Origin of the sequence: Amycolatopsis sp. (assembly GCF_025464955.1) — a bacterium.
Classification (GTDB): Bacteria; Actinomycetota; Actinomycetes; order Mycobacteriales; family Pseudonocardiaceae; genus Amycolatopsis.
This window is the reverse complement of sequence record NZ_JAODNM010000094.1, coordinates 22,419-46,509: the sequence shown is the minus strand read 5'-3', so window position 1 is coordinate 46,509 and position 24,091 is coordinate 22,419. Positions and strand designations below refer to the sequence as shown.

The following is a 24,091-nucleotide window of genomic DNA, read 5'->3' as shown; positions in this document are numbered from 1 at the left end:
CCGCACCTATCCCGGCGTGTGGCGGCACGGCGACTGGATCACCATCACCGACCGCGGCTCGGTCGTCATCCACGGCCGCTCCGACTCCACCCTCAACCGCAACGGCGTCCGGATGGGCAACGCCGACATCTACCGGGCGGTCGAGCAACTACCGGAGATCACCGAGGCCCTGGTGATCGGTGCCGAGCAGCCGGACGGCGGCTACTGGATGCCGCTGTTCGTCGTGCTGCGGGACGGCACAGTCCTCGACGACGCCCTCGCCACGCGCATCAGGACCGCCATCCGCGACGAGGCGTCACCACGGCACATACCCGACGAAATCCTCGCCATACAACACATTCCGCACACCCGTACCGGGAAGAAGCTCGAAGTCCCGGTCAAACGGATCCTGCAGGGCGCCTCGCCCGACACCGTCGCCGACCACCGAGCCGTGGATGTTCCCGACGCGCTCGCCTGGTTCGCCGGCTACCACGCCCGAAGGAGTGCGTGATCAGGCACGATCCGGGCATGAGGCGACTATTCGGGCTACCGATCCCCTGGTTTGTCCATGAGCGAGCGCTTAGTATCAGGCGCAGGCCAAAGGAGGTCCTCGTGTCACAGCCCGTACGGGAAAACCCGAAGTCCACTGTGGACGATGTCGTGGACGGTGTCGGGTATCGCGACGCGGCAGGGGTCGCCACCCTGACCTTCGACCGCCCCGCCCGCGCGAACGCGATGGACCTGGCCATGCAGGCCCGCTACGGCGCCTTGCTCAGGGAAGCGAGCGCCGACCCGGCCGTGCGAGCCGTCGTCGTCACCGGCCGAGGCCGGTCGTTCTGCCCCGGCGCCGACCTGGGCCTGCTGGACGGCATTTCCGCGGGCCCCACCCCCGAAGCCGACCGCCACGAGACCTTCCGCGACGTACTGGCGGCGGCGTTCACCCCCAAACCCGTCATCGCGGCGATCAATGGCGGTTGCGCGGGGCTCGGGTTCGTCCTGGCCTGCGCGGCCGACGTGCGGTTCGCCGCCGCGGGCGCCAAGTTCACCACCGCGTTCTCCCGACGCGGCCTGATCGCCGAATACGGCGTCGCGAAACTGCTGCCGGAACTCATCGGCCGGGGCCGCGCCGCCGACCTCCTGCTGTCGGGCCGCACGTTCACCGCCGAACAGGCCTTCGACTACGGCCTCGTCCAAGAAGTCGTTCCCGCCGAAGAATTGGCCGACCGCGCCAACGCGTACGCCGAAGAACTCGCGACCTACAGCGCCCCGCGGTCCATGGCGATCATGAAGGACCAGCTCCGCCACGAACCCGCGATGACCCTCGAAGACGCCGCCTCCACCGCCACCGCCCTGATGCTCGAATCGTTCAGCCACCCCGAACTCCCCGAAGGCCTGGCCAGCTGGAACGAACGCCGCCCCCCGAACTTCCCGCCCTACGAACGCACTCGCTGACCGCCCAAGCACCCCCACGACCGCCCGCGTGCACTTCACGCCGCGCGAACGTGGGACTCACTCGCTTGAACGTGGGACTCGCGGCCGAGTCCCACGTCCGGCTGCCGATCACTCGTCGAAGGAGTGTTGCTCGATCTTCCGCTGGAGCTTGTTCATCCCGCCGAGCCAGCGGTCGGTGTCGGTCGCCCGAGCCGCGTAGTAGCCGGCGACCTCGGGGTGCGGAAGCACCAGGAAGCGGTTCTCCTTGATCGCTGTCATCAGCGCGTCGGACACCTGCTCCGGCTGGATCGCGGACTCGCCCATCAGCAGGTCGCCCGCCTTGCCGGCGTCGGTCAGCATCTGCGTGCGGACCCCCTGCGGGCACACGGCCTGCACGGTCAGCCCGCGGTGGCGGTAGGTCGCGGCCAGCCATTCGGCGTGCGCGAGCGCGCCGTGCTTGGTGACCGAGTAGGGCGCGGAGCCGAGGCTGGTGAGCAGGCCTGCGGCCGAAACCGTGGCGATGAAGTGCCCGCTGCCGCGCTCGAGCCAAGCCGGGAGCAGCTGCTTCGCGGCACGGACGTGGGCCATCACGTTGACTTCCCAGGCCAGCGACCAGTCGTCTTCGGTCGACTCGCGGCCGATCCCGAAACCGGCCACACCGGCGTTGGCACAGAAGACGTCGATGTCACCGAGCGCCTCGCGGGCCTGCGCGATCAGGCTTTCGACGCCCGTTTCACTGGCCGCGTCACCGACGACAGCGGTGCCTTTGATCTCCTCTGCGACGGCGTTGACGGCGTCGGCGTTGAGGTCGGCGACCACCACTCGGGCACCTTCGGCGGTGAACCGGCGGGCCAGCGCCGCGCCGATCCCGCCGCCACCGCCGGTGACGACCACCCCGGCGCCGGCCAGCCGGGTGCTCATACGCCACCCATCAACGTCACGCCGCCATCGAGCACGAGCGTCTGGCCGGTGATCCAGCCGGCCTCGTCCGAAAGCAGGAAGGCGACCGCGCCGGCGATGTCGGCGGGCACCCCCAGCCGCTTCATCGGATACGCCGAAGCGACCTCTTCCTCGCGGCCTTCGTAGAGCGCGGTGGCGAACTTGGTCTTCACCACGGCCGGTGCGACGGCGTTGACGCGGATCTTCGGCCCCAACTCGACGCCGAGCTCCACGGTCTGGCGGATCAGGGCGGCCTTGCTCACGCCGTACATCCCGAGTCCCGGCGACGCGTGGGGCAATCCGGCCACCGAAGACACGTTGACCACCGAGCCGCCGTGTTCGCCCATCCACGCGTCACGCGCGCGACGCGTCCAGGACAGCGGAGCGAGCACGTTGACCGCGAAGATCTTCATCGCGGCCTCGAGGTCGATGTCGAGCATCGGCCCGTAGACCGGGTTGATGCCGGTGTTGTTGACCAGCATGTCGAGTCGGCCGAACGCCTCGATCGCCTTGGCCACGGCCTCTTCCTGATGGGCGGTGTCGTCCGCCTTGCCGGGGACGGCGATCGCCACATCGGGGCCGCCGAGCTCGTTGACGGCGTCGGCGAGCGCCTCGGGCTTACGCGCGGTGATGCAGACCTTCGCGCCGCGTTCGACGAGTTCCTTGGCGATGCCCAGCCCGATTCCGCGGCTGGCGCCGGTGATGATCGCGACGCGATCCTTGAACGAGTTCACTGCTGTGGATCTCCTGTTCTCCGGCATTCCCGTGTTACGGCGAATGGAGCACTAAGCGCTCGCTTACACTGTGAGGATCGAGGCGTCCTGTCAAGCCCGCCACCGGCAGGCCTCGCGTCTGAGAGGAGTGTGCGATGCCTGTGTCCCTGTCCGCCGAGCTGTGGCCGGAAGTCCAGCCGGAGGCGGCGAGGCGGCTGATGCTCGCCGGGGTCGAATCGTTCGCGCGCCAGGGCTACCACGCCACCACCACGCGGGATATCGCGAGCGGCGCGGGGATGAGTCCCGCCGCGCTCTACGTCCACTTCCCGTCGAAGGCCGCGCTGCTGTTCGCGATCAGCCGCAGCGGTCACGAGAACACGCTCGCGCTGGTCGAGAACGTCCTCGCGCGGGTCGACAAACCGGTCGAGCGGATTCAGCTGATCGTGGAGGACTTCGTCGCCTGGCACGCGCGGCGGCACACAGTGGCCAGAGTGGTCCAGTACGAGCTCCAGGCCCTGCCGGAAGAGGAGTACAAAGTCGTCGCTGAGCTGCGCCGGCGCATCGAACGGCTGGTGCGCGAGGTGATCGCCGAAGGCACCGCGTCGGGCGCGTTCACCGTGAGCAATCCGCGCACGGCCGCGCGGGCGGTGCTTTCGCTCGGCGTCGACGTCGCGCGCTGGTACAACGAGCGCTCGCGCCAGACCCCGGTCGAGCTCGGCCGCGAATACGGCGAGCTCGTCCTGAGCATGCTGGGCGCGCGCCGCTGACAACGGCTGCTTTGACGTCACGTCAGCAGCGTGACATACCAACCAGTCGGTATCAACCGGCGGGCCGGAGATTCGGGTGCCACCCCGCGGTGACACTGGTTACAAGGCTCCGCCGATCGCCCTGGTGAACCGGGCCGCGATGGACCGGAGCCGGTCGACCAGCTCCGGCGGGCCCACGACGTCGAAGTCGAACTCCCAGCGCGCCAGGTAGAACGGCGTCTCCTCGAACGAGTTCATCCCGCTGTGCACCACGCAGGTGTGCTCGTCGAGGGCCTCGACCAGGCCGATGGACGGTCCGATCCGCTCGGCGACGACCTCCGCCGGCGCGTGGACGACAATCCGCACCACGAACTTGTAGGGCGCGGAGGAAATCGAGCGGGCCAGGTACGCCGCGAGGTCCTCATCCGGCGGCTCCCGCGGCGCGAACCGGAACCTCGGCACCGGCGGCGCGGCGATCCGGTCCGCACGGAAGGTGCGCCAGTCCTCGCGATCGACGTCGTAGGCGAGCAGGTACCACCGCCGACCGGTGAACGCGAGGCGCAGCGGCTCCACCGTGCGCTCCGAGGCGGAGCCCGTGTGGCTCTCGTAGTCGAACCGGAGCCGCTGACGGTCGCGGCACGCCGCGGCAATCACGGTCAGCACCTCCGGATCCACCGGAACCACGCCGGCGGTCAACGGGACCGTGACACCGTCGAAGGCGTTGACGCGATGCCGGAGACGGGCAGGCAGCACCTGCTCAAGCTTCGCCAGTGCGCGCACGGACGTCTCCTCGATGCCCGCGACCGTGCCGTTCGCCGCCGTCCGAAGCCCGACAGCGACCGCGACGGCCTCGTCGTCGTCCAGCAGCAGTGGCGGCAGCGCGGCGCCCGCACCGAGCCGGTATCCGCCCGCGACGCCGGGGGTGGCGTGCACCGGGTAGCCGAGGCCGCGCAGGCGTTCGACGTCCCGCCGGACCGTGCGGACGTCGACGTCAAGCCGTTCGGCCAGATCCGGTCCTGGCCAGTCGCGGCGCGCCTGGAGCAGGGAAAGCAGGCGCAACAGCCGTGCCGCGGATTCGACCATGCGGGGATTCTGGCAGACAACGCGGACGTGATGAGTCCTCGATCAAGGTTGCGGACCAGGCCCCACGCCCGCGAGAGTGGGCCCATGCAGACCTACGATCCGGCCGCGCTGCTGGCCGTCGCGCGGGACGAAGCCCTGCTCGGCAAAGCCGAGGGCGGGGTGCCCATCGGCGCGGCCCTGTTCACCCTGGACGGCGAACTGCTCGGCCGCGGCCATAACCGGCGTGTCCAGGACGGCGACCCGTCGCTGCACGCGGAGACGACGGCGTTCCGCAACGCCGGGCGGCGGCCGCACTACCGCGACACGGTCATGGTCACCACACTTTCGCCGTGTTGGTACTGCAGCGGACTGGTCCGCCAGTTCGCGATCCCGCGGGTCGTGATCGGCGAAGCCACAACGTTCTCCGGCGGGCACGGCTGGCTGGCCGAGCACGGCGTCGACATCACGCTGCTGGACGACCCGGTCTGTACCGGCCTGATGACGGAGTTCATCGCGGCCCGTCCCGACCTGTGGTTCGAGGACATCGGCGTCGACAAGTCCACACTGGACGATTAGGAGCACCACGATGGTCTCGTCTGTTCCGCTCGTCGACCTGTCGCCCTGGTTTGCCGGGACCACCGAGGGACGAGCGTCGGTGGCCGCCGCGATCGACGCGGCACTGCGCGGATCGGGGTTCCTGCTGATCACCGGCCACGGTGTGCCCGACGAACTGCGCACGGCGACCCGCGAGCTGGCGCGGCGGTTCTTCACCTTGCCCGAGGCCGCGAAGGCGAAGTACACAGTTACCGTGGGCGGGCGCGGTTGGCTGCCACCCGGCGTGGAAGCCAACGGCTACGCCGAAGGCACCGCGACCCCGCCCGATCTCAAGGAGTCCTACTCCGTCGGCGCCGACGGGGCGGTCGGCGATCCCGAGGTCGACGCGTTCTGGTTCCAGCCCAACGTCTGGCCTGCCGAGGTCCCCGAACTCGCCGCGGCGGCCACCGAATACATGGACCGCATGCGGGCGTTGTCCGACGAGCTGCTCACGATTTTCGCGGCCGCACTCGCGCTGCCCGCCGACCACTTCACCCAGCACACGCGGCATCCGACCTATACCTTCAACATCAACCGTTATCCGCCGATGACCCATGTCGGCACCCCCGAGGCCGGGCAGTTCCGCATCGGCCCGCACACCGACTTCGGCACCGTGACCGTGCTCGACCGCCAAGCCGGAGTCGGCGGGCTGCAGGTGTTCACCGCCGACGGCCGCTGGGAGGACGCGCCGTTCGACCCCGACGCGTTCACCGTCAACATCGGCGACCTGATGGCCCGCTGGACCGGCGACCGCTGGCGCTCCACCCGGCACCGCGTCCTCCCGCCGGACGCGAGCGCCCCCGACGAGGACCTGGTCTCGCTCATCTTCTTCTACGAGACCAACCACGACGCGCGGATCGCCTCACTCGCACCGCCGATCGGCCGGACCACGTACCCCGAAGTCCTCGCCTCGACCTACCTCCGCGAGAAACTCGATTCCATCACCATGGCTTGAAAGGTCTGGTCAGATGGCGGTCACTCCGCGCGGAGGCCGAGTGCGGCGGTTGCCTTGTTCAGTGAGGGCAGGGTCATCAACGCGACGGCGAACACGACCAGAATCGCGTAGCCGGCCAGGAGGCCCGCGGCCGCCCAGTCAAACGCGAGTGGCTTGGACATCATGCGCAGCAGCAACGCCCCCAGCCCGAAACCGACAGCGGTCGAAAAGACCGTCGCCACCAGCAGCGGCAGCGCGTTCTGCCAGAGCAGCGAACGAGCGAGCACCCCGCGCGGCACCCCGGTGGCCGCCAACACCGCCAAGGAGCGACGCCGTTCCCGGATCTGTTCGAGCCCGAGCACCAGCAGGCTCGCGCCGGCCAGCAGCAGCGTGATCAGCGATCCGGCGGTCAACGCGCGCCGGATCGCCTGGTACTGCCGGACTGTGTCGCTCGGGTCCTGCTGCCCCTGCAGGGTCGTGCTCGTCTGCCAGGCCAGTGGGGCGACGGCGTTGCGGACGCGTTCGGCGGCGTCCGGATCCTGCGGATCCAGATGCACCGTGAGCCTCGCGTCCTCGTACGGCACGTCCACGCCCGCGATCGCGCCAGGGGTGACGAACAGCCCATCCCCGTACTGGCCGCCCGCCGACAGCGGCACCCTGGCGAAGACCGGAATAGTCCACTGAGGACCGTCCGGGGAGATCGCGCCCTTCTCCGTCGGCGTGCTGAACGTGACCTTCTGCCCCGCACTCACCGCAGGGCTGTCGGACCCCGGACCCTCGGCCCAGAAGGCGTCACCATCGGTGCAGTGCCCGACTTGGACCCGCAACCTCATCGCGGCGCATGGCAGGACTGTGACCATGCCGCCCTCGTTGGCGTTGCCGTGGAAGTCGGCAACCCGGATGCTCTCGATCGACCGCACCCCCGACGCTGTTCCGGCGAGCTTCTCCGCCTGCGCGAAACTGCCGACGGCCCCTGATGACAGCGCCACGACCAGGGTGTTCTGGTCCGCTGTGGGCAGTGGCCGGTCGAGCACCTCCCGCTCGACGCCGGACACCGTGGTCTGCAACGCGATCGCCCCGGCGAGCAGCACCGCGACCCCGCCGACCACCTTCGCCGCGACCCCGCTGTCCAGCTGCAGCCGCCGCGTCGCCAGCTGCCAGGACGGCGTGCCGCCGCGCAGATAGCCGACCGTCCGCTCGACCAGCCACGGCAGCAGCGTCGGAATCCCCAGTAGCAGCAACACGATCGCGGCCATCGCCGGGATCCCGGGCAGGCCAGGGTCGGACTCGGCGGTCAGGCTCCCCTGCGCGGCCAGCAAGGCGGCACCGAGCACTAGCGGGATCAGCCGCCACCACAGCTTGCGCCCGCGGCTCGAAGTCTGCCGGACCACCCCGAGCGGCTCGATGAGGGTCCGCCGCAGGGCGGTGATCGCTGTCATCACGGCCATCGCCGGCACTCCGACGGCGATGAGGACGGCCAGCACCGGCGCGGGCTGGACGTCGTCGACGAACACACTGACCCCGGCGAGCCGGACCTGGTCGGCGAACTGCCGGAGGACGAGGAACAGCCCGGTGCCGACCACGAGGCCCACCATCGCTCCGAGCAGCGACTCCCCGGCCGCGATCCGCCGGACCCGGTGCGCGCTCGCGCCGATCAGTCTCAACGCGGAAAGCCTCCTGTCCCGCTCGGCTCCGGAAAGCCGGGTGCTGATCGCGGCGAACACCAGCACCGGGAAGAGCAGCACGATCACCCCGACCACGACGAGCAGCCACAGGTCGGCGGTCATTCCCTTGCCGGGTCGGGCCTCCCCGAACCCGTAGACCAGGTTGATCGGCATCGCGGGCAGGTTCGACGCACCCGCGTAGTACTTCAGGTCGTCCGGTGCGGACAGACCGGCCTCGGTGATCGTCCCGATGACGTGCTGAGTGATCCGCGGGCGCAGCAACGCCCCGTCGGGCGAAGCCAGCACAGCCGCGAGCCCCGGTGAGAGCACTGCCTCTCCTTCACGTGGCAGCCGGGAAATCCCCGGTGGCACGGGCGAAGACGGCCCGGTGGCCTCGACGTAGTTGGCGCGGATTTCCTGACCACGGAAGGAGGTTCCGGAGTTGACGAGGACGAGCGGAGCGACTCCCGCCCGCGGCACACTGATGGAGGCGATCGAGTTCAGCCGCGCGTCCCGGTGTTCGCGGGTCGTTACCGCGGAGGCCGCGACCAGCAGGACGCACACCGCCAGGCCGATCCCGAGCCCGGTGAGCGCGAGCCTGGTCCACGCCGGCCGTCCACCGCTGAGGGTGAGGCGGCACCCCAGCAAAAGGTCGGCGCTCCACTCTTTCAGCCGGCTCACCTGCAGTCGGCTCGGCTGCAAGCGGCTCAACGGATTCGCTCCACTTCACGCGCCCGGCCGTCACGGACCATGACCTCGCGCCCGGAGTACGACGCGACCCGCGGATCATGGGTCACGAGCACCACCGCGGCGTTCGACTCGGCCGCCGAGGTGACGAGCAGGTTCATCACGCGCTCGCCGTTGAGAGTGTCCAAGGCGCCGGTGGGCTCGTCGGCGAAGACCACCGACGGCCCAGTGACCAGCGCCCTCGCGATCGCGACGCGCTGCCCTTGCCCGCCCGACGTCTCGCCGGGGCGTTTGCCCGCGACCTCGGACACGTCGAGCCGCTCGAGCCACTCACGCGACCGGCTCTCGGCTTCCTTGCGTTTGACGCCCCCGAGCCGCAGCGGAAGCGCGACGTTCTCGAGGCAGGTCAGTTCCGGCACCAGGTGGCCGAACTGGAAGACGAAACCGAACTCGGACCGGCGCAGGTCGCTCCGGTCGCGGTCGGACAGCTCGGCGAGGTCACGGCCGTGGTGGCGCACGGTGCCCGAGTCCGGCGGGATGATCCCGGCCAGGCAGTGCAGGAGCGTCGACTTGCCGGAGCCGGACGGGCCCATGATCGCGATGACCTCGCCCGCCCAGACGCTCATGCCCGCGCCGTCGAGTGCCGGGGTCAGCCCGAAGGACTTGTGCAGGCCTTCGGCTGTCAGCAACGGGGTGTCGGTCATGGCTTCATCTCTCGGGCGAGCTCGTCGAGGCGGGCCGCGGTCAGCTCGAGCCACCGGAGGTCGGCTTCGAGGTGGAACAGGGCGTGATCGCAGATCAGCTGGTCGGCGAGGTCGCCGGACAGCTTCCGGCGGGTCAGCTGGCGCATGGTGTCCAGATGCGCCGCACGCTGGACATCGAGCACCTCGGTGGCGCTGCGCTTCGACAGCAGCGCGAGGACGACCTTGCTGTAGAGCGTGTTCTGCAGGTACTGCTCCGGCTTCTCCGGGGTGTGCAGCCACTGGTCGACGTCGGTGACCCCGGCATCGGTGATGGCATAGCGCTTGCGCTCGGGCCCCTCCCCCGCCTCGACGCCGGCCTCCTCGACCAGTCCGTTGCGCAGGAGCCTGGACAGCGTTGTGTAGACCTGCCCGTAGTGCAGCGAGCGGTCGTTGCCGAAATGCCGGTCGTACGCCCTCTTCAGGTCGTAGCCGTGACTCGGGCCCTGTTCGAGCAGTCCGAGCAATGAGTGTCCCAGTGACATGAGACCCACTATACACACGAGGTATACACACGAGTCATACACCCCTGGCGGCTGGACGCCGGGACGCGACTTGGGTACCTTGACGGGTAAAGCGGAATATAACCATCCGCATACATAGCTCGACAGATCCAGCCCGACCTCACCCACCACCCGCTGTTCATCCCGGAATGAGGGTCTTTCCTTGACCGAAGTGGCCGATCCCGGCACCATCACGTTTCCACTGCCGCGCACCTGCCCGTTCGCGCCACCCGACGAGTACCGCCGCCTTCGTGAGGAGGAGCCGGTCACCAAGGTCGACCTGCCCAACGAGGGCGAGCAGATGTGGGTGGTGGCCCGCCACGAGGACGTCCGGGCGGTACTCGCCGACACCCGGTTCAGCTCGAACAGCCACCACCCGGCCTATCCCCGGCTGAACAAGAGCGATGGGTCGGCGCCGCAGCAAGGCAGGCGGGTGATCCTCAACCTCGACCCGCCGGAGCACGGCGAGTCCCGCCGGTCGGTCGTCGGCGAGTTCACCGTACGGCGCATGGAGGCGCTGCGGCCCCGGATCCAGCAGATCGTCGACCAGCACATCGACGCCATGCTCGCCGGTCCGAAGCCGGTCGACCTGGTCGCGGCGTTCGCGCTGCCGGTGCCGTCGCTGGTCATCTGCGAACTGCTCGGCGTCCCCTACGCCGACCATTCCTTCTTCGAGACCCGCTCGGCCAAAATGGTCGATCGCGCCACCCCCCTGGACGAGCGCTCCGAAGCCTCCGATGCCGTGATGGGGTACCTCCACGGGCTGGTGCAGTCGAAGCTCGCCGAGCCGACCGAGGACCTGCTGGGCAGGCTGGCCGCGCAAGCCGACGCCGCCGATCCCATCGCCGTCGCGGACCTGGTCGGGATGGCGGTCGCGCTGCTGGTCGCCGGCCATGAGACCACGGCGAACATGATCGGGCTCGGCGTACTCGCGTTCAAGGAGCACCCGGACCAGCTCGCGATCATCCGCGAGGACCCGAGCAAGATCTCGAACGCCGTCGAAGAACTCCTGCGGTACTTCACCGTCGCCGACACCGTCGCGCTGCGCGTCGCCACCGAAGACATAGAGGTCAACGGGGTGACGATCCCCGCGGGCGAAGGCGTGCTGCCGCTCGGATACGCGGCCAACCGCGATCCGAACGTCTACCCCGACCCCGACGCGTTCGATATCGAGCGCGGCTCACGTCAGCACGTGGCCTTCGGTTTCGGGCCGCACCAGTGCATCGGGCAGAACCTGGCCAGGATGGAGCTGCAGATCGCGTTCGAGACGCTGTTCCGCCGCCTCCCGAACCTGGAACTCGCCGTCCCGGTGGAAGAACTGTCCTTCCGGGAACCGTCCGCCCTCGTCTTCGGCGCGCACGCGATCCCCGTCACCTGGTAGCGAGCTGTCCCTCAAGGCCATTTTGAGTGCGTTCAACGCACTCAAAATGGCCTTGAGGGGTCCGCGCACGGATCAGGCGCCGGCTAGGTCAGGAAGTCCGGCGTGGCGGTGCGGAGCTCGGCGGCACGGCCTTTCGGCTCCTCCCAGTCTTCCTGCCGGCCGAGGTAGGTCAGGTCCAGGAAGTAATACGAACCGCCGAGGGTCTCGGCGCCGCGCGCGTAGCTCGAATAGGTGTGGAAGATGTCGTCGCCGTCGCGTAGGAAGCAGCTGTGGCCGGGCTCTTCGACGGACTTCGCGCCGTCGAAGTAGTAACCCGTGCCCAGTTCCTCGTGCTCGGCCTGGCCGCGATAGTTGTAGACCGGCGGCGCGACCGACTCGTCCATCGTCACGTGGTAGTCGTAGTTGAAGTCGCTGCCGTAGGACGAATACCAGGGAAAGTCCCAGCCCTTTTCCGCCTTGTACGCCTCGATCTTCGCCAGCGGCGCACGCGAGACCACGGCGAACGTGGTGTCGCGGGTGTGCAGGTGGTCGAGCAGCCCCGCGGACATCTCGTCGCAGGCCGCCGTGCAGCTCGGGCAGCCCGCGTCCCAGGCCGGGTCGAACATGAAGTGCCGGACGATGAGCTGACGGCGTCCTTCGAACAGGTCGGCCAACCCGACCCGGCCGTCCGGAGACTCGAAGACGTAGTGCTTGCCGACCTTCACCACCGGCAGCCCCCGCCGTTCCGCGTTCAGCGCGTCACGCTGCCGGGTCAGCTCCTTTTCCTTGACCAGCAAGGCTTTCCTGGCCTCCAGCCAGTCGTGCCTGGAGACGACTCGCGAACTATCCATGACGGATCCTTCCGATCGCGTTCCGTGGGCCCATCGTGCCACCGCGAGCGCCAGCCGGCCGACCACCTTGCGCCATCCGGGGGAAGGTGCTGGGATCAACCGTCGTGGGGAGCACCGAAACACAGGCCGACACACACCGGGCAATCGACGCCGTGTGGCGGATCGAGGCACCGCGGCTGATCGCGGGCCTCGCCCGGATGGTCCACGACGTGGGGCTCGCCGAGGAGCTGGCGCAGGACGCGCTCGTCGCCGCGCTCGAACAGTGGCCGTCCTCGGGCGTCCCCGACAACCCCGGCGCGTGGCTGATGACCACGGCGAAACGCCGCGCGATCGACAACCTGCGCCGCCAGCAGAACCTGCGGCGCAAGCAGGAGGAGATCGGGCGGGACCTCGAGTACGGGCAGGACACCGTCCCGGCCGAGTTCGACGCCGTCCTCGACGAGCCCGACGACATCGGCGACGACCTGCTGCGCCTGGTGTTCACCGCGTGCCACCCGGTGCTGTCGGCGGAGGCGCGCACGGCGCTCACCCTGCGCCTGCTCGGCGGCCTGACCACCGACGAGATCGCCCGCGCGTTCCTCGTACCGGAGCCCACTGTCGCCCAGCGCATCGTGCGGGCCAAGAAGACCCTCGCGAAGAAGAAGGTCCCGTTCGAAGTCCCCCGGGGCCCCGAGCTCGCCGAGCGGCTCGCGTCGGTCCTCGAAGTCGTCTACCTGATCTTCAACGAGGGCTACTCGGCCACTGCGGGCGACGACTGGATGCGCCCGGCGCTCTGCGAAGACGCCCTGCGCCTCGGGCGGATCCTGGCCGAGCTGGCCCCCGCTGAGCCGGAGGTACACGGGCTCGTCGCGCTGATGGAGATCCAGGCATCGCGGACCAGGGCACGGATCGGCGCGAACGGCGAACCGGTCCTGCTGCTCGACCAGAACCGCGCCCGCTGGGACAGGCTGCTGATCCGCCGCGGCCTGGCCGCGCTCGACCGCGCGGAGCGAACCGGAAACGCCGATGGGCCGTACGTGCTCCAGGCCGCGATAGCCGCTTGCCACGCGCGAGCGTTGGCCCCCGAGGACACCGACTGGGCGCGGATCGCCGAAATCTACGGGCAGCTCGCGAAGATGAGCCCGTCTCCGGTCGTCGAGCTCAACCGCGCGGTGGCCGTCTCGATGGCGTTCGGGCCCGCCGCCGGGCTGGAACTCGTCGACGCGCTCATCTCGGAACCGCTGCTGGCGAACTACCACCTGCTGCCGACCGTGCGTGGAGACTTCCTGGCGAAGCTCGAGCGGTTCGTCGAAGCGAAGGCCGAGTTCGAACGGGCGGCGGCGATGACCCGCAACTCCCGCGAGCGCACGTTCCTGCTCGGCCGCGCCGAAGAATGCGCCCGTAGTGCCGGGTGAGTGGAGTGCCGGGTGAGTGGAGTTTCGTTACGAGGTCAAGACGGCACGGTGAGCTGGTCCGCCGCCCACTGCGCCCACTCCTCGCGCATCGCGCTCAGCCGCAGTCCGAACTCCAGCGCGATCCGGCCGTTGACCGAGATCATGTCGTCGCCCCAGTCGATCTTCTCCTTGATGTCCTCGTACGCGTCGTGGTCCTGCGAGGCCCGCAGCTGCTCCTTGACGAGGAACGTGTGCGCCTCTTCCCTGGTCAACGCACCGAGGAAAAACACCCGGAGCAGCATGTCGCTGCGGTGGACCCGGGTGGGTTCGACGTCGACGAGCCAGTGCCGCAGCTCCGCGAGCCCGGACTCGGTGAGCGAGTACTCCTTGCGCCCGCGCGGACCTTCGGCGGCCACCGCCAGCAACCCGCCGTCCGCCAGCTTCCCGAGTTCGCCGTAGACCTGACTTTGCGTGGCAGGCCAGACGTTGGCGAGGGAGGTCTCGAACAGCTTCATCAGGTCGTATCCGCTGCCCTGACGATCCACGAGAAGGCCGAGCAGCGCGTGTCGGAGACTCATGACCCCACCGTACGCTCCAATATTGACATGTCAAGCAATCACCCTCTTTGAGTGACAGGTCACTTGTAGATTACAGTGCGCCGGAACCGGCCGCCGGGGCCCTCGTAGAATCGCCGGATGGCCTACCCCGAATCCGGTGCCGGTTCCGAACCCGAATCCAGCGAAGCGTTGCAGGTCCTGCATCGCGTGTTCGGCTACGACTCCTTCCGGGGCAACCAGGCCGACATCATCGACCACGTCTGCACCGGCGGCGACGCGCTGGTGCTCATGCCGACCGGCGGCGGAAAGTCGTTGTGCTACCAGATTCCGGCGCTCGTCCGCGAAGGTGTCGGGGTGGTGGTCTCGCCGCTGATCGCGCTGATGCAGGACCAGGTCGACGCACTGACCGCGCTCGGCGTCCGCGCCGGTTTCCTGAACTCCACCCAGGATTTCGAGCAGCGGCGCCGGGTCGAATCGGCGTTCCGGTCCGGTGAGCTCGACCTGCTCTACCTCGCGCCCGAGCGGCTCAAGGTCGAATCCACGTTGCGGTTGCTGGAAAACGGCAAGATTTCCCTGTTCGCCATCGACGAGGCGCACTGTGTCGCCCAGTGGGGCCACGACTTCCGCCCCGATTACCTCGCCCTGTCGACGTTGCACGAGCGCTGGCCCGAGGTCCCGCGCATCGCACTGACGGCCACCGCCACCGAGGCGACCCACTCCGAAATCGCGTTCCGGCTGAACCTGGGCGAGGCGCGGCATTTCGTCGCGAGCTTCGACCGGCCGAACATCCAGTACCGCATCGCACCGAAGAACGAGCCCAAGAAGCAGCTGCTGGACCTGCTGCGCACCGAGCACCCGGGCGAGGCCGGAATCGTCTACTGCCTTTCGCGTGCTTCGGTGGAGAAGACCGCGGATTTCCTGGTGGACAACGGAATTCAGGCGCTGCCCTACCACGCGGGGCTCGACGCGCGGGTCCGCGCCGCGAACCAGTCACGGTTCCTGCGCGAGGACGGGATGGTCATGGTGGCCACCATCGCGTTCGGGATGGGCATCGACAAACCCGACGTCCGGTTCGTGGCGCACCTCGACCTGCCCAAGTCCGTCGAGGGCTACTACCAGGAGACAGGTCGCGCGGGCCGTGACGGCCAGCCGTCGACGGCGTGGCTCGCCTACGGTCTCCAGGACGTCGTGCAGCAGCGGAAGATGATCGACACCTCCGAAGGCGACGACGCGCACCGCCGCCGGCTGGGCACCCACCTCGACGCGATGCTCGCGCTCTGCGAAACGGTGACCTGCCGCCGCGTGCAGCTGCTCGCGTACTTCGGCCAGGACAGCTCCGCGTGCGGCAACTGCGACACCTGCCTCACCCCGCCGGAGTCCTGGGACGGCACCATCGCGGCGCAGAAGCTGCTCTCCACGGTGTTCCGGCTCGCCGAAGAGCGCCACCAGAAGTTCGGCGCCGGCCAGATCATCGACATCCTGCTCGGCAAGACCACGCCCAAGGTGAGCCAGCACAACCACGACTCGCTGAAGGTGTTCGGCATCGGCACCGAACTGCGCGACACCGAGTGGCGCGGAGTCGTGCGCCAGCTGCTGGCCCAGCGGCTCCTGGCCGTCGAGGGCGACTACGGCACCCTGGTGCTCACCGACACGAGCGCCGAAGTCCTGCGCCGCGAGCGCGAGGTCCTTCTCCGGCGCGAGCCGGAAAGGACGGCGCGGGCGACCAAGACCGCCAAGTCGCGCGGCAAGGCCGCCGCCGTCGACATGCCGGCGTCCGCGAACGCCGATTTCGAGCTCCTGCGCGCCTGGCGCGGCGCCAGCGCGAAGGAGCAGGGTGTGCCCGCGTACGTGATCTTCCACGACGCGACACTGCGTCAGATCGCCACCGAACGGCCCGCCACGCTGTCCGCGCTCGGTACGGTCAGCGGGGTCGGCGAGAACAAACTGGCGAAATACGGACAGCAGATCCTCGACACGCTCGCCGGCTAGACAGTGGCCGGACAGTGGCAGCGGCCGGGGCCGGATAGCGGCCAGACATTACGGACCACACAGGCACGGCCAGGTTCACGGCGCTGCCACGGTGATTCCTCTACTGTGGATCTCAGTGCACAAAGAGGCCGTCACCTAGGCCAACGAGGAGGTTCGTCTTGACCGAGTGGGACGGCCGCGGGCTGCCACCGGTCGCCCGAGCGCGGGTCGACAGGTACGCCGCATCCGGGCTCAAGACCTCCTTGCTGTCGGTGCCCGCCGCGGTCGGCATCGAGACCGTCGGGCTCTCGCCGGTCGGCGAGGTCATGGGCTGCATCGTGATGCAGATCTACCCGGCGATCGCGCTCGGCACGGCGACCATGATGGCCACGAACACCGGCCTGACGATGGAACCGTTCGCGGCGGCGATGCGGCACGGGTACAACATGGCGCTCGACCGCCTGCGGCAGGAAGCCGTCGCGATCGGCGCCGATGGCGTGGTCGGGGTGACCTTCTCGATCTCGCACCTGGGCAACGGCCAGCGGGAGTTCGTCGCGCTGGGCACCGCGGTCCGGGCCGAGACGAAACAGCGTCCGAAGCGGCTGTTCACCACCGAGCTCGCGGGGCAGGACGTCGCCAAGCTGATGCTCGCGGGCTGGGCGCCGGCCTCGCTCATGATCGCGCTGGAGGCACGCGCGACCTACAACTACAACGCCGCGTACCAGCTGACGGCGTGGGCGGGCAATGTCGAAGTCGACGCCTACACCCAGCTCGTCAGCAAGGTCCGGGCCGGGGCGCGCGGCCAGTTCCGCCGCACCCTCAAGCAGACCGGCGCGGACGGCGCGATCGTCTCCGCGATGTCGCTGAACATGTGGCCGCTCGGGGAGTCCGCGGTGGCGGCACAGGCGGTCATGTTCGGTACCGCGATCGCGAAGTTCCACCGGGGCAAAGCAGCACCACACTCGACCTTGACCATCCTGCCGGTCCGGCAGCGCTGAGGAGAATTCACATGACGACCGCGGATCCCACAGCCACCAACATCCCGGAAGACGCGATGCGTCGCCTGGCCGAGATGAAGCCTGGCCAGGCGACCAGCCTCTTCACTTCGGATCTGAGCGTCAACGAGTTCCTGCTCGTACGCGAAGCGGGTTTCCGGCCGTTGGGGCTGGTACTGGGCTCGAGCATCTACCACGTCGGGTTCCAGATGGGCCGGTGGAGCAAAAACCAGGAGCTCGACAGGCTTTCGCAGGCGATGTACCACGCTCGCGAGCTCGCGATGTCCCGGATGGAGGCCGAAGCCGACGTGCTGGGCGCGGACGGCATCGTCGGGGTACGCCTCGAGATCGAGTTCAAGGAGTTCGGCAACGACCTTGCCGAGTTCGTCGCCGTCGGCACCGCGGTCAAGGCCGACGAGCCAGGCGAATGGCGCAACAACACCGGGAAGCCGTTCACCTCGGACCTATCGGGGCAGGACTTCTGGACGCTGGTGCAGTCCGGCTACGCCCCGCTGGGCATGGTGATGGGCACCTGCGTCTACCACATCGCGCACCAGCGGTTCCGGCAGACGATGAGCAACATCGGGCAGAACGTCGAGATCCCGCAGTTCACCGAAGCGCTCTACGACGCGCGAGAGCTCGCGATGAGCCGGATGCAAGCCGAGGCCGAGCAGCTGCACGCGGAAGGGATCGTCGGCGTGCAGCTGCTGTCGCTCCCCCACCGCTGGGGCGGCCACACGACGGAGTTCTTCGCGATCGGCACCGCGGTCAAACCGCTGCGCGCCGACCACACCATCGCCAAACCGCAGCTCGTGCTGCCGCTGACCGACTGATGGCCGACGAATCCGGCCTCGGGCCGATGGGTGACCTGCACCTGCTGGTCGCGGCGCTGCGGACCGACCGGTCCGACGTCGAGTCCTACGCCAGGGTCCTCTCCGACACCCTCGGCGACGCGCTGCCGGCCGGCATGGTCGAGATCGACCGCCGCCGCAGCATGGCCGACCGGGTGGCCGGCCGCGAGGGGCAGCCGATCTCGCTGCGCGTCACCACGGACGACAAGCTGCTCGAGCTGACAGCCGCCAAGCACGGCGGGGTGAAGGCCGAGGTGCGCTCGGTCGTCCGGGGTGTCGCGATCAGCCGCAAGGAGGTCGGCGTCGACGAGTGGCTGACCGTGCTCGCCGACGTCCTCACCAAGCTCGCCGCCCGCGACACCACCGCCCGCGAAGCCCTCTCCCGCCTCTTCGGCCTCTAACCCCGGGCACTTTTGTACTTTTGTCGCTCCTCGGTCATAGGTATGGGCCGTTGCCACCACAATTCGCCGTCGAGTTGCGCTGGTGGCGGAACCGGGCGTGGGACTCTGGTCCGTAAGCGTGGGACTCGCTGTCGGTGAGTGTGGGACTCGCCGGGCGCACCGCGAGTCCCACGCTCAGGACGTCGAGTCCCACGCTCGCGACCGCACACATACGACACAAGAGCCACTTTTGTGCCCTCCTTGAGGGCTCAACTACCGCAACTCGACGGCGAGTTGCGGTAGGGAGCGTGAGCACCTCGCTAGACGGGAAGGTGGGGGTAGGTGGCGGAGCGGCCTTGGAAGGACAGGATGGCCGGGTTCTGGATGACGCCGTCGTGGATCTCGATCGCCTTCGCGATGACCGAGTCGTCCTTCCACACCGACGGGCCCGCGAGCACGGTCCCGAGGTGCGGCAGCAGCGCCTCGCTGATCTCCCAGGTGGCCGAGTTCCACAGCAGTGACGGACTGTGGTCGACGCCGTAGTATTGGACGTTGTCGCCGACGGTGAAGGTCGGCTCGGTGAACGTCGTGGCGCGCGCCCAACTGAAGCCCATGCCTTCGTCGCACGAGACGTCGATGATGAGGCTGCCCGGAGCGAACGCGCCGAGGTCGCTCTCCTCCAGGAACGTCAACGGCGCGTCAGGCTGCTGCAGCACGCAGTTCACGACGATGTCGAAGCCGGAAAGGAACTCCGCGATCGGCACGCGCTCGCCCTCGTACTGCGCGTGTGTGCGGCGCGGGTCGGCGTCGTCGTGGTCGAACTGCACGATGCTGGCCGCGTGGATCGGGGAAGCCACCGCCGTGACGTCGCGGTTGGTCAGGATGTGGACGTCGTGGACGCCGTGTGCGCGCAAGGCCGTCACCGCGCCGCGCGCCGTCGCGCCGAAGCCGATCACGGCGGCACGCAGGCGGCGGCCGTAGTCGCCGGTGGACCCGATGGACTCCAGCCCGTGGATTACCGAACAGTACCCGGCGAGCTCGTTGTTCTTGTGGAAGACGTGCAGGCTGAACCAGCCCTCGGCGGTCCAGTGGTTCATCGCCTCGAAGGCGATCAGCGTCAGCTTGCGGTCGATGGCCAACTGGGTGATCTTCTCGTCCTGCACGCAGTGCGGCCAGCCCCAGAGGACCTGTCCGTTGCGCATCTCCGCGAGATCCTCGGGCTGCGGCTTCGGGTGGAGGATGACGTCGCATTCCGCGATGAGCTGGTCACGGGGCCGGATACCCGCGACGTGCTGCTCCAGCTGTTTGTCGGCCAACCCGAACCGTTCACCATAGCCGCGTTCGAGGTAGACACTGCCCTTCAGCTCGGGATCGATCCGCTCGAGGTGAAGGGGGTGGATCGGTAACCGGTGCTCGTTTTCCTTGCGTGACCGGGACATGACTCCCAGCGTGAGCTGACCCACGAGTGCTCCTCAAATGTTCAGTTATGGAGTGCGCGGCTCTCGGCGAAATCCGTCCGCCGGGAGCGCTTCAGACAGGGAGCAGTTTGGTGACCAGCCCACCCAGTTGTTCTACATTACGGCATTCGTGCATTTCGACGATGTCCGCGTAGGCGATCGCGGCCGAATCACCGGTCGGCCACAGCGACGTGCGCTCGGGGTTCAGCCAGTACGCGTGCCGCGCGCGCCCGACGATCCGGCGCAGTGCGTCCAGGTTCGGATCACCGCCGTTGGTGCGGGCGTCGCCCAGGATCAGCACCGACGTGCGCGGGCCGACGGCGTCGAGATAACGCTCGGTGAACTCGCGCAAGGCGGTGCCGTAGTCGCTGTGGCCGTCCCATTTGGACAGTTCCGCTTCGGTGAGCACGCGGCCGCCGAGCGCCTGTGGGTCGGCGTCGCCGCCGGTCACCAGGTGCGTGATCTCGTCGGTCGAGTCGATGAAGGCGAACACCCGGATCTTGCTGAACTGGTCATGGAGGGCCTGCACCAGCAGCATGGTGAAGTTCGCGAAACCGGCGACCGAGCCGGACATGTCGCACAGCAGCACGATTTCCGGCCGCCCCGGCCGACGCTGGCGGAACGCCGGGCGCAACGGGACACCGCCGGTGGACAACGACCGCCGCAATGTCCGGCGCAGGTCGATCCGACCGCGGCTGGTCCGGCGGCGGCGCGCGGCGAGCCGCGTCGCGAGCTTGCGGGACAGCGGGTACACCGCACGGCGCAGATCCGCCAGCTGGCTCCGGCTCGCGACGAGGAAGTCGACCCTGTCCGCGGCGGGCGGGATGGCATGCCGGGCGACACGCTCGCGCCCACGCAGCTCCGCGGCCCGGCGTCGGGCCTCCCCGCGGACCAAACCGCGGAAGCTCTCGATCCGGCGTCGGATCTCCTCGCGGTCGAGGCGGTCGGTGAACGACTCCGCTTCGGCCAGTCCCTGCATCTGCGTGAGGACGCGCACCAACAAAGTCTGCGGCTGCAGGCGTTCGAGCGTCTGGTGCGCCGACCAGCCGGTGCCGGAACCCGACCCCGGGCCTTGTCCGACGCCGTACCGGCCCAGTTCGTCGACGGCCATGGCGGCGAGCTGGGCCATCGCGGCTTCGTCGTTCGCAGCGAGCGCCGCGGCGAGCTCCTCACGCAGGTGGTCGCGACTCGTGGAACCTTCACGTGTCTGCTCGCGGGCACCGATGCCGAGCGGGAAGTACAGGTCGAAGGTCGCGTCGAACACCGCGCGCTGGCCGCCCCGCCGGACGAGCGCGGCCGCCAGACCCTCCCGCATCTGCTCGCGGTCGTCGAGCCCGAGCACCTCGAGCGCGGCGGCGGCGTCGACGGTCTCACTCGGCCCCGCAGGGATGCCCTGGGAACGCAGCGTGCGGACGAACTCCGTGAGCCGCTCGGGGAGGCCGGCTTCCTGCTCGCCGGCTTCCTGCTCTTTCACGGGGCTCCCAACACCCTGTCGAGCTGCAGTTGTTTACCCGCCTTCGTAACGTCGTCCTGATGCTTGAGGATCACGCCGAGGCTGGCCGTCACCACGGCCTCGTCGAGGGTGTCCGCCCCGAGCGCCAGCAGCGTGCGGGCCCAGTCGATGGTCTCGGCCACCGACGGCACCTTGCGCAGCTCCATCGCGCGCAGCGCGGTGATCACGCGGACCACGGAGTCGGCCAGGACGTCGTCGATCCCGTCGACCTTGAGCCGGACGATCGCACGTTCCAGCTCGGGATCGGGGAAGTCGATGTGCAGGAACAGGCATCGGCGCCGCAGCGCTTCGGACAGCTCGCGGGTGGCGTTGGAGGTCAGCACGACGAACGGCTGCCGGGTCGCGACGATGGTGCCCAGCTCGGGCACGGTGACCTGGAAGTCGCCGAGGACCTCCAGCAGCAGGCCTTCGACCTCGACGTCGGCCTTGTCGGTCTCGTCGATGAGCAGGACGGTCGGCTCGGTGCGCCGGATCGCGGTCAGCAACGGACGCGGGAGCAGGAACTCCTCGCTGAAGATGTCGTTCCGCGCCTCGTCCCAGCTCTCGTCGCGGCCGGCGGTGATGCGCAGCAGCTGCTTGGCGTGGTTCCACTCGTACAGGGCCCGCGACTCGTCGACGCCCTCATAGCACTGCAGCCGGACGAGCCCAGAGCCGGTCGCGGCGGCGACGGCCTTGGCCAGTTCGGTCTTGCCGACCCCGGCCGGGCCTTCGACCAGCAGCGGCTTGCCGAGGCGGTCGGCGAGGAACACGGTCGTCGCCACCGCTGTCGACGCCAGGTAGCCGACGTCGGCCAGCCGCTCGGACACCTCGTCCACCGACGCGAAGAACCCGGTCCCGCTCACGTGCGCACCCATGCCGACCATCTTAGTGGCGTTTCCGGACTGACTCCGTGAGTGAGAGAAACGGCTCGGGGGACCTTTTCGACGATGCACGGGACGAAAGGTCCTCCGAGCCGGTGTTTCGGCCGTGGGACCGGGCGCCGCGACTCACCCGGAGCCCACGGACGACCCCACCGCGTGGTGCCGATTCACCCGCGATCGAGCTGTGCCCCCACTGCTCGGACTCGTGAGTGTTCCGGCCTCTGAGAACCGGCGGGAACACTCACGACCCGAGGTGACCAGGCGCTCAGTAGATGTTCGACGGGCGGACCATGCCCTCGGCCAGGTCGCCGAAGCCCGGGGCCATGATCGCGCCGGGGTTGCCGAGCACCTCTTCGACAACGAGCGTCTCGGTGGTGAGCAGCAGCGCCGCGATCGACGCCGCGCTCTGCAGCGCCGACCTGGTCACCTTCAGCGGGTCGATGACCCCGAAGTCGAACATGTCGCCGTATTCGCCGGTCAGGGCGTTGAAGCCCTCCCCCACGGCCATCGAAGTGACGTGGTCGAGGACCTCCTGGCCGTCGTAACCGGCGTTGATCGCGATCCACCGGAGCGGCTCGGCGAGCGAGCGGCACACGATGTCGCGGCCGATCGCGGCGTCCCCGGTCAGCTCGAGGTCACGCGCGGCCTGCTCCGCCTGGACGAGCGCGGTGCCACCGCCGGCGACCACGCCGTCCTCGATCGCGGCCCGGGTCGCGGACAGCGAGTCCTCGACGCGGTGCTGCTTCTCCTTGAGTTCGACGCCGGTCGCCGCGCCGACGTGGATCACGGCGACGCTGCCCGACAACCGCGCGATCCTGGCCTGCAGGCTGTCCTGGTCGTGCTCGTTCTCGGCCCGCTCCAGCTCCCGCTTGATCTGCTCGATCCGCGCGAAGACGGCCTGATCGGACCCCGCGCCACCGACGAGCGTGGTGCTGCTCTCGGTGATCGTGATGCGGCGGCAGCGGCCGAGGTGCTCGAGCCGCACGGAGTCGAGCGTGCGCCCGGAATCGGAGGTGATGACCTCGCCGGCGGTGAACACCCCGAGGTCCTCGAGCTCGGCGACGCGGCGGTGCCCGAAGCCGGGAGCCCGCACAGCCACCGAAGAGAACGTGTTGTGCACGGTGTTCGTCACCAGCATGCCCAGCGCGGGCCCGTCGACGTTCTCGGCGAGGATCACCAGCGGGTTGCCGGTCCGCTGGACCTGCTCGAGTACCGGCATGAGCAGCTGGACCCGCGAGATCTTTTCGTTGGTCAGCAGGATGTACGGGTTCTCGAAGACCGTCTCCATCCGCTCCTTGTCCTTCGCCATGTACGGCGAGATGTAGCCGTTGTCGAACTCGACGCCGTCCACGAAGCTGACATCGAGGCCGAACGCCGGCGACTCCTCGACGGTGACCACGCCGCTCTCCCCGACCCGGCCCATGGCCTCGGCGATGACGTTGCCGATCTCGGCGTCGTTGCTCGCCGAAAGCATCGCCACGTGGGCAAGATCCTCCTGCCCGCTGATCTCCCGGGACCGCTCGGTCAGCGCGGCGACCACCGCGACCACAGCCTGCTGGATGCCCGTCTTCAGCTGCATCGGGTTGGCGCCCGCGTCGACCGCCCGCAGCCCTTCCCGGACGAGTGCCTGCGCCAGGACGGTGGCCGTGGTCGTACCGTCACCGGCCACGCCGTTGGTCTTCATGGCGACTTCCTTGACCAGCTGGGCGCCCATGTTGGCGAACGGGTTGCGCAGCTGGATCTCCCTGGCGATCGTGACACCGTCGTTGGTGATGGTCGGTGCGCCGGTCAGCTTTTCGATCACCGCGTTGCGCCCCTTGGGGCCCAAGGTCACCTTCACCGCGTCGGCGAGCGCGTTGACGCCCGCCTCCAGCAGTTGACGCGCCTCGACGTTGAACCGCAGATCCTTGGCCATCAGAAATACCTCTTCACAC

At 68.9% G+C, this 24,091-nt stretch carries 23 protein-coding genes; 11 read left to right on the top strand and 12 right to left on the bottom strand.

Annotated features, from left to right (window positions below):
* The first annotated feature begins 16 nt into the window (after positions 1-16).
* Positions 17-490 (top strand): hypothetical protein, encoded by a 474-nt coding sequence (locus JWQ81_RS22115; protein WP_297544388.1) that lies wholly within the window; start codon positions 17-19, stop codon positions 488-490.
* 149 nt (positions 491-639) lie between these two features.
* Positions 640-1,431: an enoyl-CoA hydratase-related protein gene (locus tag JWQ81_RS22110; RefSeq protein WP_297544413.1), complete on the top strand. Its 792-nt coding sequence runs from the start codon at positions 640-642 to the stop codon at positions 1,429-1,431.
* A gap of 108 nt (positions 1,432-1,539) precedes the next feature.
* On the opposite strand, the gene JWQ81_RS22105 is transcribed toward JWQ81_RS22110, so the two are convergent.
* Both JWQ81_RS22105 and JWQ81_RS22100 read right to left on the bottom strand, forming a co-directional pair.
* The gene (locus tag JWQ81_RS22105) at positions 1,540-2,331 is read right to left on the bottom strand and encodes an SDR family oxidoreductase (protein ID WP_297544387.1); all 792 of its coding nucleotides are present in this window, start codon (positions 2,329-2,331) and stop codon (positions 1,540-1,542) included.
* Positions 2,328-3,083: an SDR family oxidoreductase gene (locus tag JWQ81_RS22100; protein WP_297544386.1), complete on the bottom strand. Its 756-nt coding sequence runs from the start codon at positions 3,081-3,083 to the stop codon at positions 2,328-2,330. Before JWQ81_RS22100 ends, JWQ81_RS22105 begins: the two co-directional genes overlap by 4 nt.
* Positions 3,084-3,217: 134 nt before the next feature.
* Between JWQ81_RS22100 and JWQ81_RS22095 the strand changes: the two genes are divergently transcribed.
* Positions 3,218-3,829, top strand: coding sequence for a TetR/AcrR family transcriptional regulator (locus JWQ81_RS22095; protein ID WP_297544385.1), 612 nt, complete (start codon positions 3,218-3,220; stop codon positions 3,827-3,829).
* A 99-nt stretch (positions 3,830-3,928) separates the two neighbouring features.
* Here the strand turns inward: JWQ81_RS22095 and JWQ81_RS22090 are convergent, their stop codons facing one another.
* Positions 3,929-4,891, bottom strand: a complete 963-nt coding sequence (locus JWQ81_RS22090; protein WP_297544384.1) for a YafY family protein — start codon at positions 4,889-4,891, stop codon at positions 3,929-3,931.
* Between the two features lie 84 nt (positions 4,892-4,975).
* Here JWQ81_RS22090 and JWQ81_RS22085 point away from each other — a divergent pair, with 84 nt between their 5' ends.
* Positions 4,976-5,446 carry a nucleoside deaminase gene (locus JWQ81_RS22085; protein WP_297544383.1) on the top strand — a complete coding sequence of 157 codons (471 nt, stop codon included), beginning with the start codon at positions 4,976-4,978 and terminating at the stop codon, positions 5,444-5,446.
* Between the two features lie 10 nt (positions 5,447-5,456).
* Positions 5,457-6,419 (top strand): 2-oxoglutarate and iron-dependent oxygenase domain-containing protein, encoded by a 963-nt coding sequence (locus tag JWQ81_RS22080; RefSeq protein ID WP_297544382.1) that lies wholly within the window; start codon positions 5,457-5,459, stop codon positions 6,417-6,419.
* A gap of 20 nt (positions 6,420-6,439) precedes the next feature.
* Here JWQ81_RS22080 and JWQ81_RS22075 read toward each other — a convergent pair whose 3' ends face one another.
* Genes JWQ81_RS22075 through JWQ81_RS22065 form a run of 3 tightly spaced genes read right to left on the bottom strand, consistent with a single transcriptional unit; the run spans position 6,440 to position 9,974 of the window.
* Positions 6,440-8,743: an ABC transporter permease gene (locus tag JWQ81_RS22075; RefSeq protein WP_297544381.1), complete on the bottom strand. Its 2,304-nt coding sequence runs from the start codon at positions 8,741-8,743 to the stop codon at positions 6,440-6,442.
* A 26-nt stretch (positions 8,744-8,769) separates the two neighbouring features.
* A complete protein-coding gene (locus JWQ81_RS22070; protein ID WP_297544380.1) occupies positions 8,770-9,453 on the bottom strand; it encodes an ABC transporter ATP-binding protein in 684 nt (227 codons plus the stop codon).
* Complete coding sequence (locus JWQ81_RS22065; RefSeq protein WP_297544379.1) at positions 9,450-9,974, bottom strand: PadR family transcriptional regulator; 525 nt, start codon at positions 9,972-9,974, stop codon at positions 9,450-9,452. Before JWQ81_RS22065 ends, JWQ81_RS22070 begins: the two co-directional genes overlap by 4 nt.
* Before the next feature lie 181 nt (positions 9,975-10,155).
* Between JWQ81_RS22065 and JWQ81_RS22060 the strand changes: the two genes are divergently transcribed.
* The gene (locus tag JWQ81_RS22060) at positions 10,156-11,373 is read left to right on the top strand and encodes a cytochrome P450 (RefSeq protein WP_297544378.1); all 1,218 of its coding nucleotides are present in this window, start codon (positions 10,156-10,158) and stop codon (positions 11,371-11,373) included.
* Between the two features lie 83 nt (positions 11,374-11,456).
* Here the strand turns inward: JWQ81_RS22060 and JWQ81_RS22055 are convergent, their stop codons facing one another.
* Entirely contained in the window at positions 11,457-12,203 is a 747-nt protein-coding gene (locus tag JWQ81_RS22055; RefSeq protein ID WP_297544377.1) for a DUF899 domain-containing protein, read from the bottom strand.
* Positions 12,204-12,307: 104 nt separating this feature from the next.
* Here JWQ81_RS22055 and JWQ81_RS22050 point away from each other — a divergent pair, with 104 nt between their 5' ends.
* A complete protein-coding gene (locus JWQ81_RS22050) occupies positions 12,308-13,597 on the top strand; it encodes an RNA polymerase sigma factor (RefSeq protein WP_297544376.1) in 1,290 nt (429 codons plus the stop codon).
* A gap of 35 nt (positions 13,598-13,632) precedes the next feature.
* Here JWQ81_RS22050 and JWQ81_RS22045 read toward each other — a convergent pair whose 3' ends face one another.
* A complete protein-coding gene (locus tag JWQ81_RS22045; protein WP_297544375.1) occupies positions 13,633-14,154 on the bottom strand; it encodes a PadR family transcriptional regulator in 522 nt (173 codons plus the stop codon).
* Positions 14,155-14,271: 117 nt separating this feature from the next.
* Here JWQ81_RS22045 and recQ point away from each other — a divergent pair, with 117 nt between their 5' ends.
* The 4 genes from recQ to JWQ81_RS22025 all read left to right on the top strand — a co-directional run bounded on the left by recQ (position 14,272) and on the right by JWQ81_RS22025 (position 18,348).
* Positions 14,272-16,122, top strand: a complete 1,851-nt coding sequence (gene recQ, locus JWQ81_RS22040; protein WP_297544374.1) for a DNA helicase RecQ — start codon at positions 14,272-14,274, stop codon at positions 16,120-16,122.
* Positions 16,123-16,280: 158 nt separating this feature from the next.
* Positions 16,281-17,099 carry a heavy metal-binding domain-containing protein gene (locus tag JWQ81_RS22035; protein ID WP_297544373.1) on the top strand — a complete coding sequence of 273 codons (819 nt, stop codon included), beginning with the start codon at positions 16,281-16,283 and terminating at the stop codon, positions 17,097-17,099.
* 11 nt (positions 17,100-17,110) lie between these two features.
* Positions 17,111-17,929 (top strand): heavy metal-binding domain-containing protein, encoded by an 819-nt coding sequence (locus JWQ81_RS22030; protein WP_297544372.1) that lies wholly within the window; start codon positions 17,111-17,113, stop codon positions 17,927-17,929.
* Positions 17,929-18,348: a hypothetical protein gene (locus JWQ81_RS22025; RefSeq protein WP_297544371.1), complete on the top strand. Its 420-nt coding sequence runs from the start codon at positions 17,929-17,931 to the stop codon at positions 18,346-18,348. Before JWQ81_RS22030 ends, JWQ81_RS22025 begins: the two co-directional genes overlap by 1 nt.
* Positions 18,349-18,647: 299 nt before the next feature.
* Here the strand turns inward: JWQ81_RS22025 and JWQ81_RS22020 are convergent, their stop codons facing one another.
* The 4 genes from JWQ81_RS22020 to groL form a co-directional block, all read right to left on the bottom strand.
* A complete protein-coding gene (locus JWQ81_RS22020; RefSeq protein WP_297544370.1) occupies positions 18,648-19,766 on the bottom strand; it encodes a N(5)-(carboxyethyl)ornithine synthase in 1,119 nt (372 codons plus the stop codon).
* Positions 19,767-19,857: 91 nt separating this feature from the next.
* Positions 19,858-21,258 (bottom strand): VWA domain-containing protein, encoded by a 1,401-nt coding sequence (locus JWQ81_RS22015; RefSeq protein ID WP_297544369.1) that lies wholly within the window; start codon positions 21,256-21,258, stop codon positions 19,858-19,860.
* Positions 21,255-22,151, bottom strand: coding sequence for a MoxR family ATPase (locus JWQ81_RS22010; protein ID WP_297544368.1), 897 nt, complete (start codon positions 22,149-22,151; stop codon positions 21,255-21,257). The genes JWQ81_RS22015 and JWQ81_RS22010 overlap by 4 nt, the downstream gene beginning before the upstream one ends.
* Positions 22,152-22,422: 271 nt before the next feature.
* On the bottom strand, positions 22,423-24,072 hold the full coding sequence (gene groL / locus JWQ81_RS22005) for a chaperonin GroEL (RefSeq protein ID WP_297544367.1): 1,650 nt from the start codon (positions 24,070-24,072) through the stop codon (positions 22,423-22,425).
* Between the last annotated feature and the right edge of the window lie 19 nt (positions 24,073-24,091).

Bases quoted from the DNA above. Each gene is read 5' to 3' on its own strand.
- JWQ81_RS22105 (WP_297544387.1), bottom strand. From the start codon at position 2,331: ATGAGCACCCGGCTGGCCGGCGCCGGGGTGGTCGTCACCGGCGGTGGC.
- JWQ81_RS22095 (WP_297544385.1), top strand. From the start codon at position 3,218: ATGCCTGTGTCCCTGTCCGCCGAGCTGTGGCCGGAAGTCCAGCCGGAG.
- JWQ81_RS22090 (WP_297544384.1), bottom strand. From the start codon at position 4,891: ATGGTCGAATCCGCGGCACGGCTGTTGCGCCTGCTTTCCCTGCTCCAG.
- JWQ81_RS22085 (WP_297544383.1), top strand. From the start codon at position 4,976: ATGCAGACCTACGATCCGGCCGCGCTGCTGGCCGTCGCGCGGGACGAA.
- JWQ81_RS22080 (WP_297544382.1), top strand. From the start codon at position 5,457: ATGGTCTCGTCTGTTCCGCTCGTCGACCTGTCGCCCTGGTTTGCCGGG.
- JWQ81_RS22070 (WP_297544380.1), bottom strand. From the start codon at position 9,453: ATGACCGACACCCCGTTGCTGACAGCCGAAGGCCTGCACAAGTCCTTC.
- JWQ81_RS22065 (WP_297544379.1), bottom strand. From the start codon at position 9,974: ATGTCACTGGGACACTCATTGCTCGGACTGCTCGAACAGGGCCCGAGT.
- JWQ81_RS22055 (WP_297544377.1), bottom strand. From the start codon at position 12,203: ATGGATAGTTCGCGAGTCGTCTCCAGGCACGACTGGCTGGAGGCCAGG.
- JWQ81_RS22045 (WP_297544375.1), bottom strand. From the start codon at position 14,154: ATGAGTCTCCGACACGCGCTGCTCGGCCTTCTCGTGGATCGTCAGGGC.
- recQ (WP_297544374.1), top strand. From the start codon at position 14,272: ATGGCCTACCCCGAATCCGGTGCCGGTTCCGAACCCGAATCCAGCGAA.
- JWQ81_RS22030 (WP_297544372.1), top strand. From the start codon at position 17,111: ATGACGACCGCGGATCCCACAGCCACCAACATCCCGGAAGACGCGATG.
- JWQ81_RS22025 (WP_297544371.1), top strand. From the start codon at position 17,929: ATGGCCGACGAATCCGGCCTCGGGCCGATGGGTGACCTGCACCTGCTG.
- JWQ81_RS22020 (WP_297544370.1), bottom strand. From the start codon at position 19,766: ATGTCCCGGTCACGCAAGGAAAACGAGCACCGGTTACCGATCCACCCC.
- JWQ81_RS22010 (WP_297544368.1), bottom strand. From the start codon at position 22,151: ATGGGTGCGCACGTGAGCGGGACCGGGTTCTTCGCGTCGGTGGACGAG.
- groL (WP_297544367.1), bottom strand. From the start codon at position 24,072: ATGGCCAAGGATCTGCGGTTCAACGTCGAGGCGCGTCAACTGCTGGAG.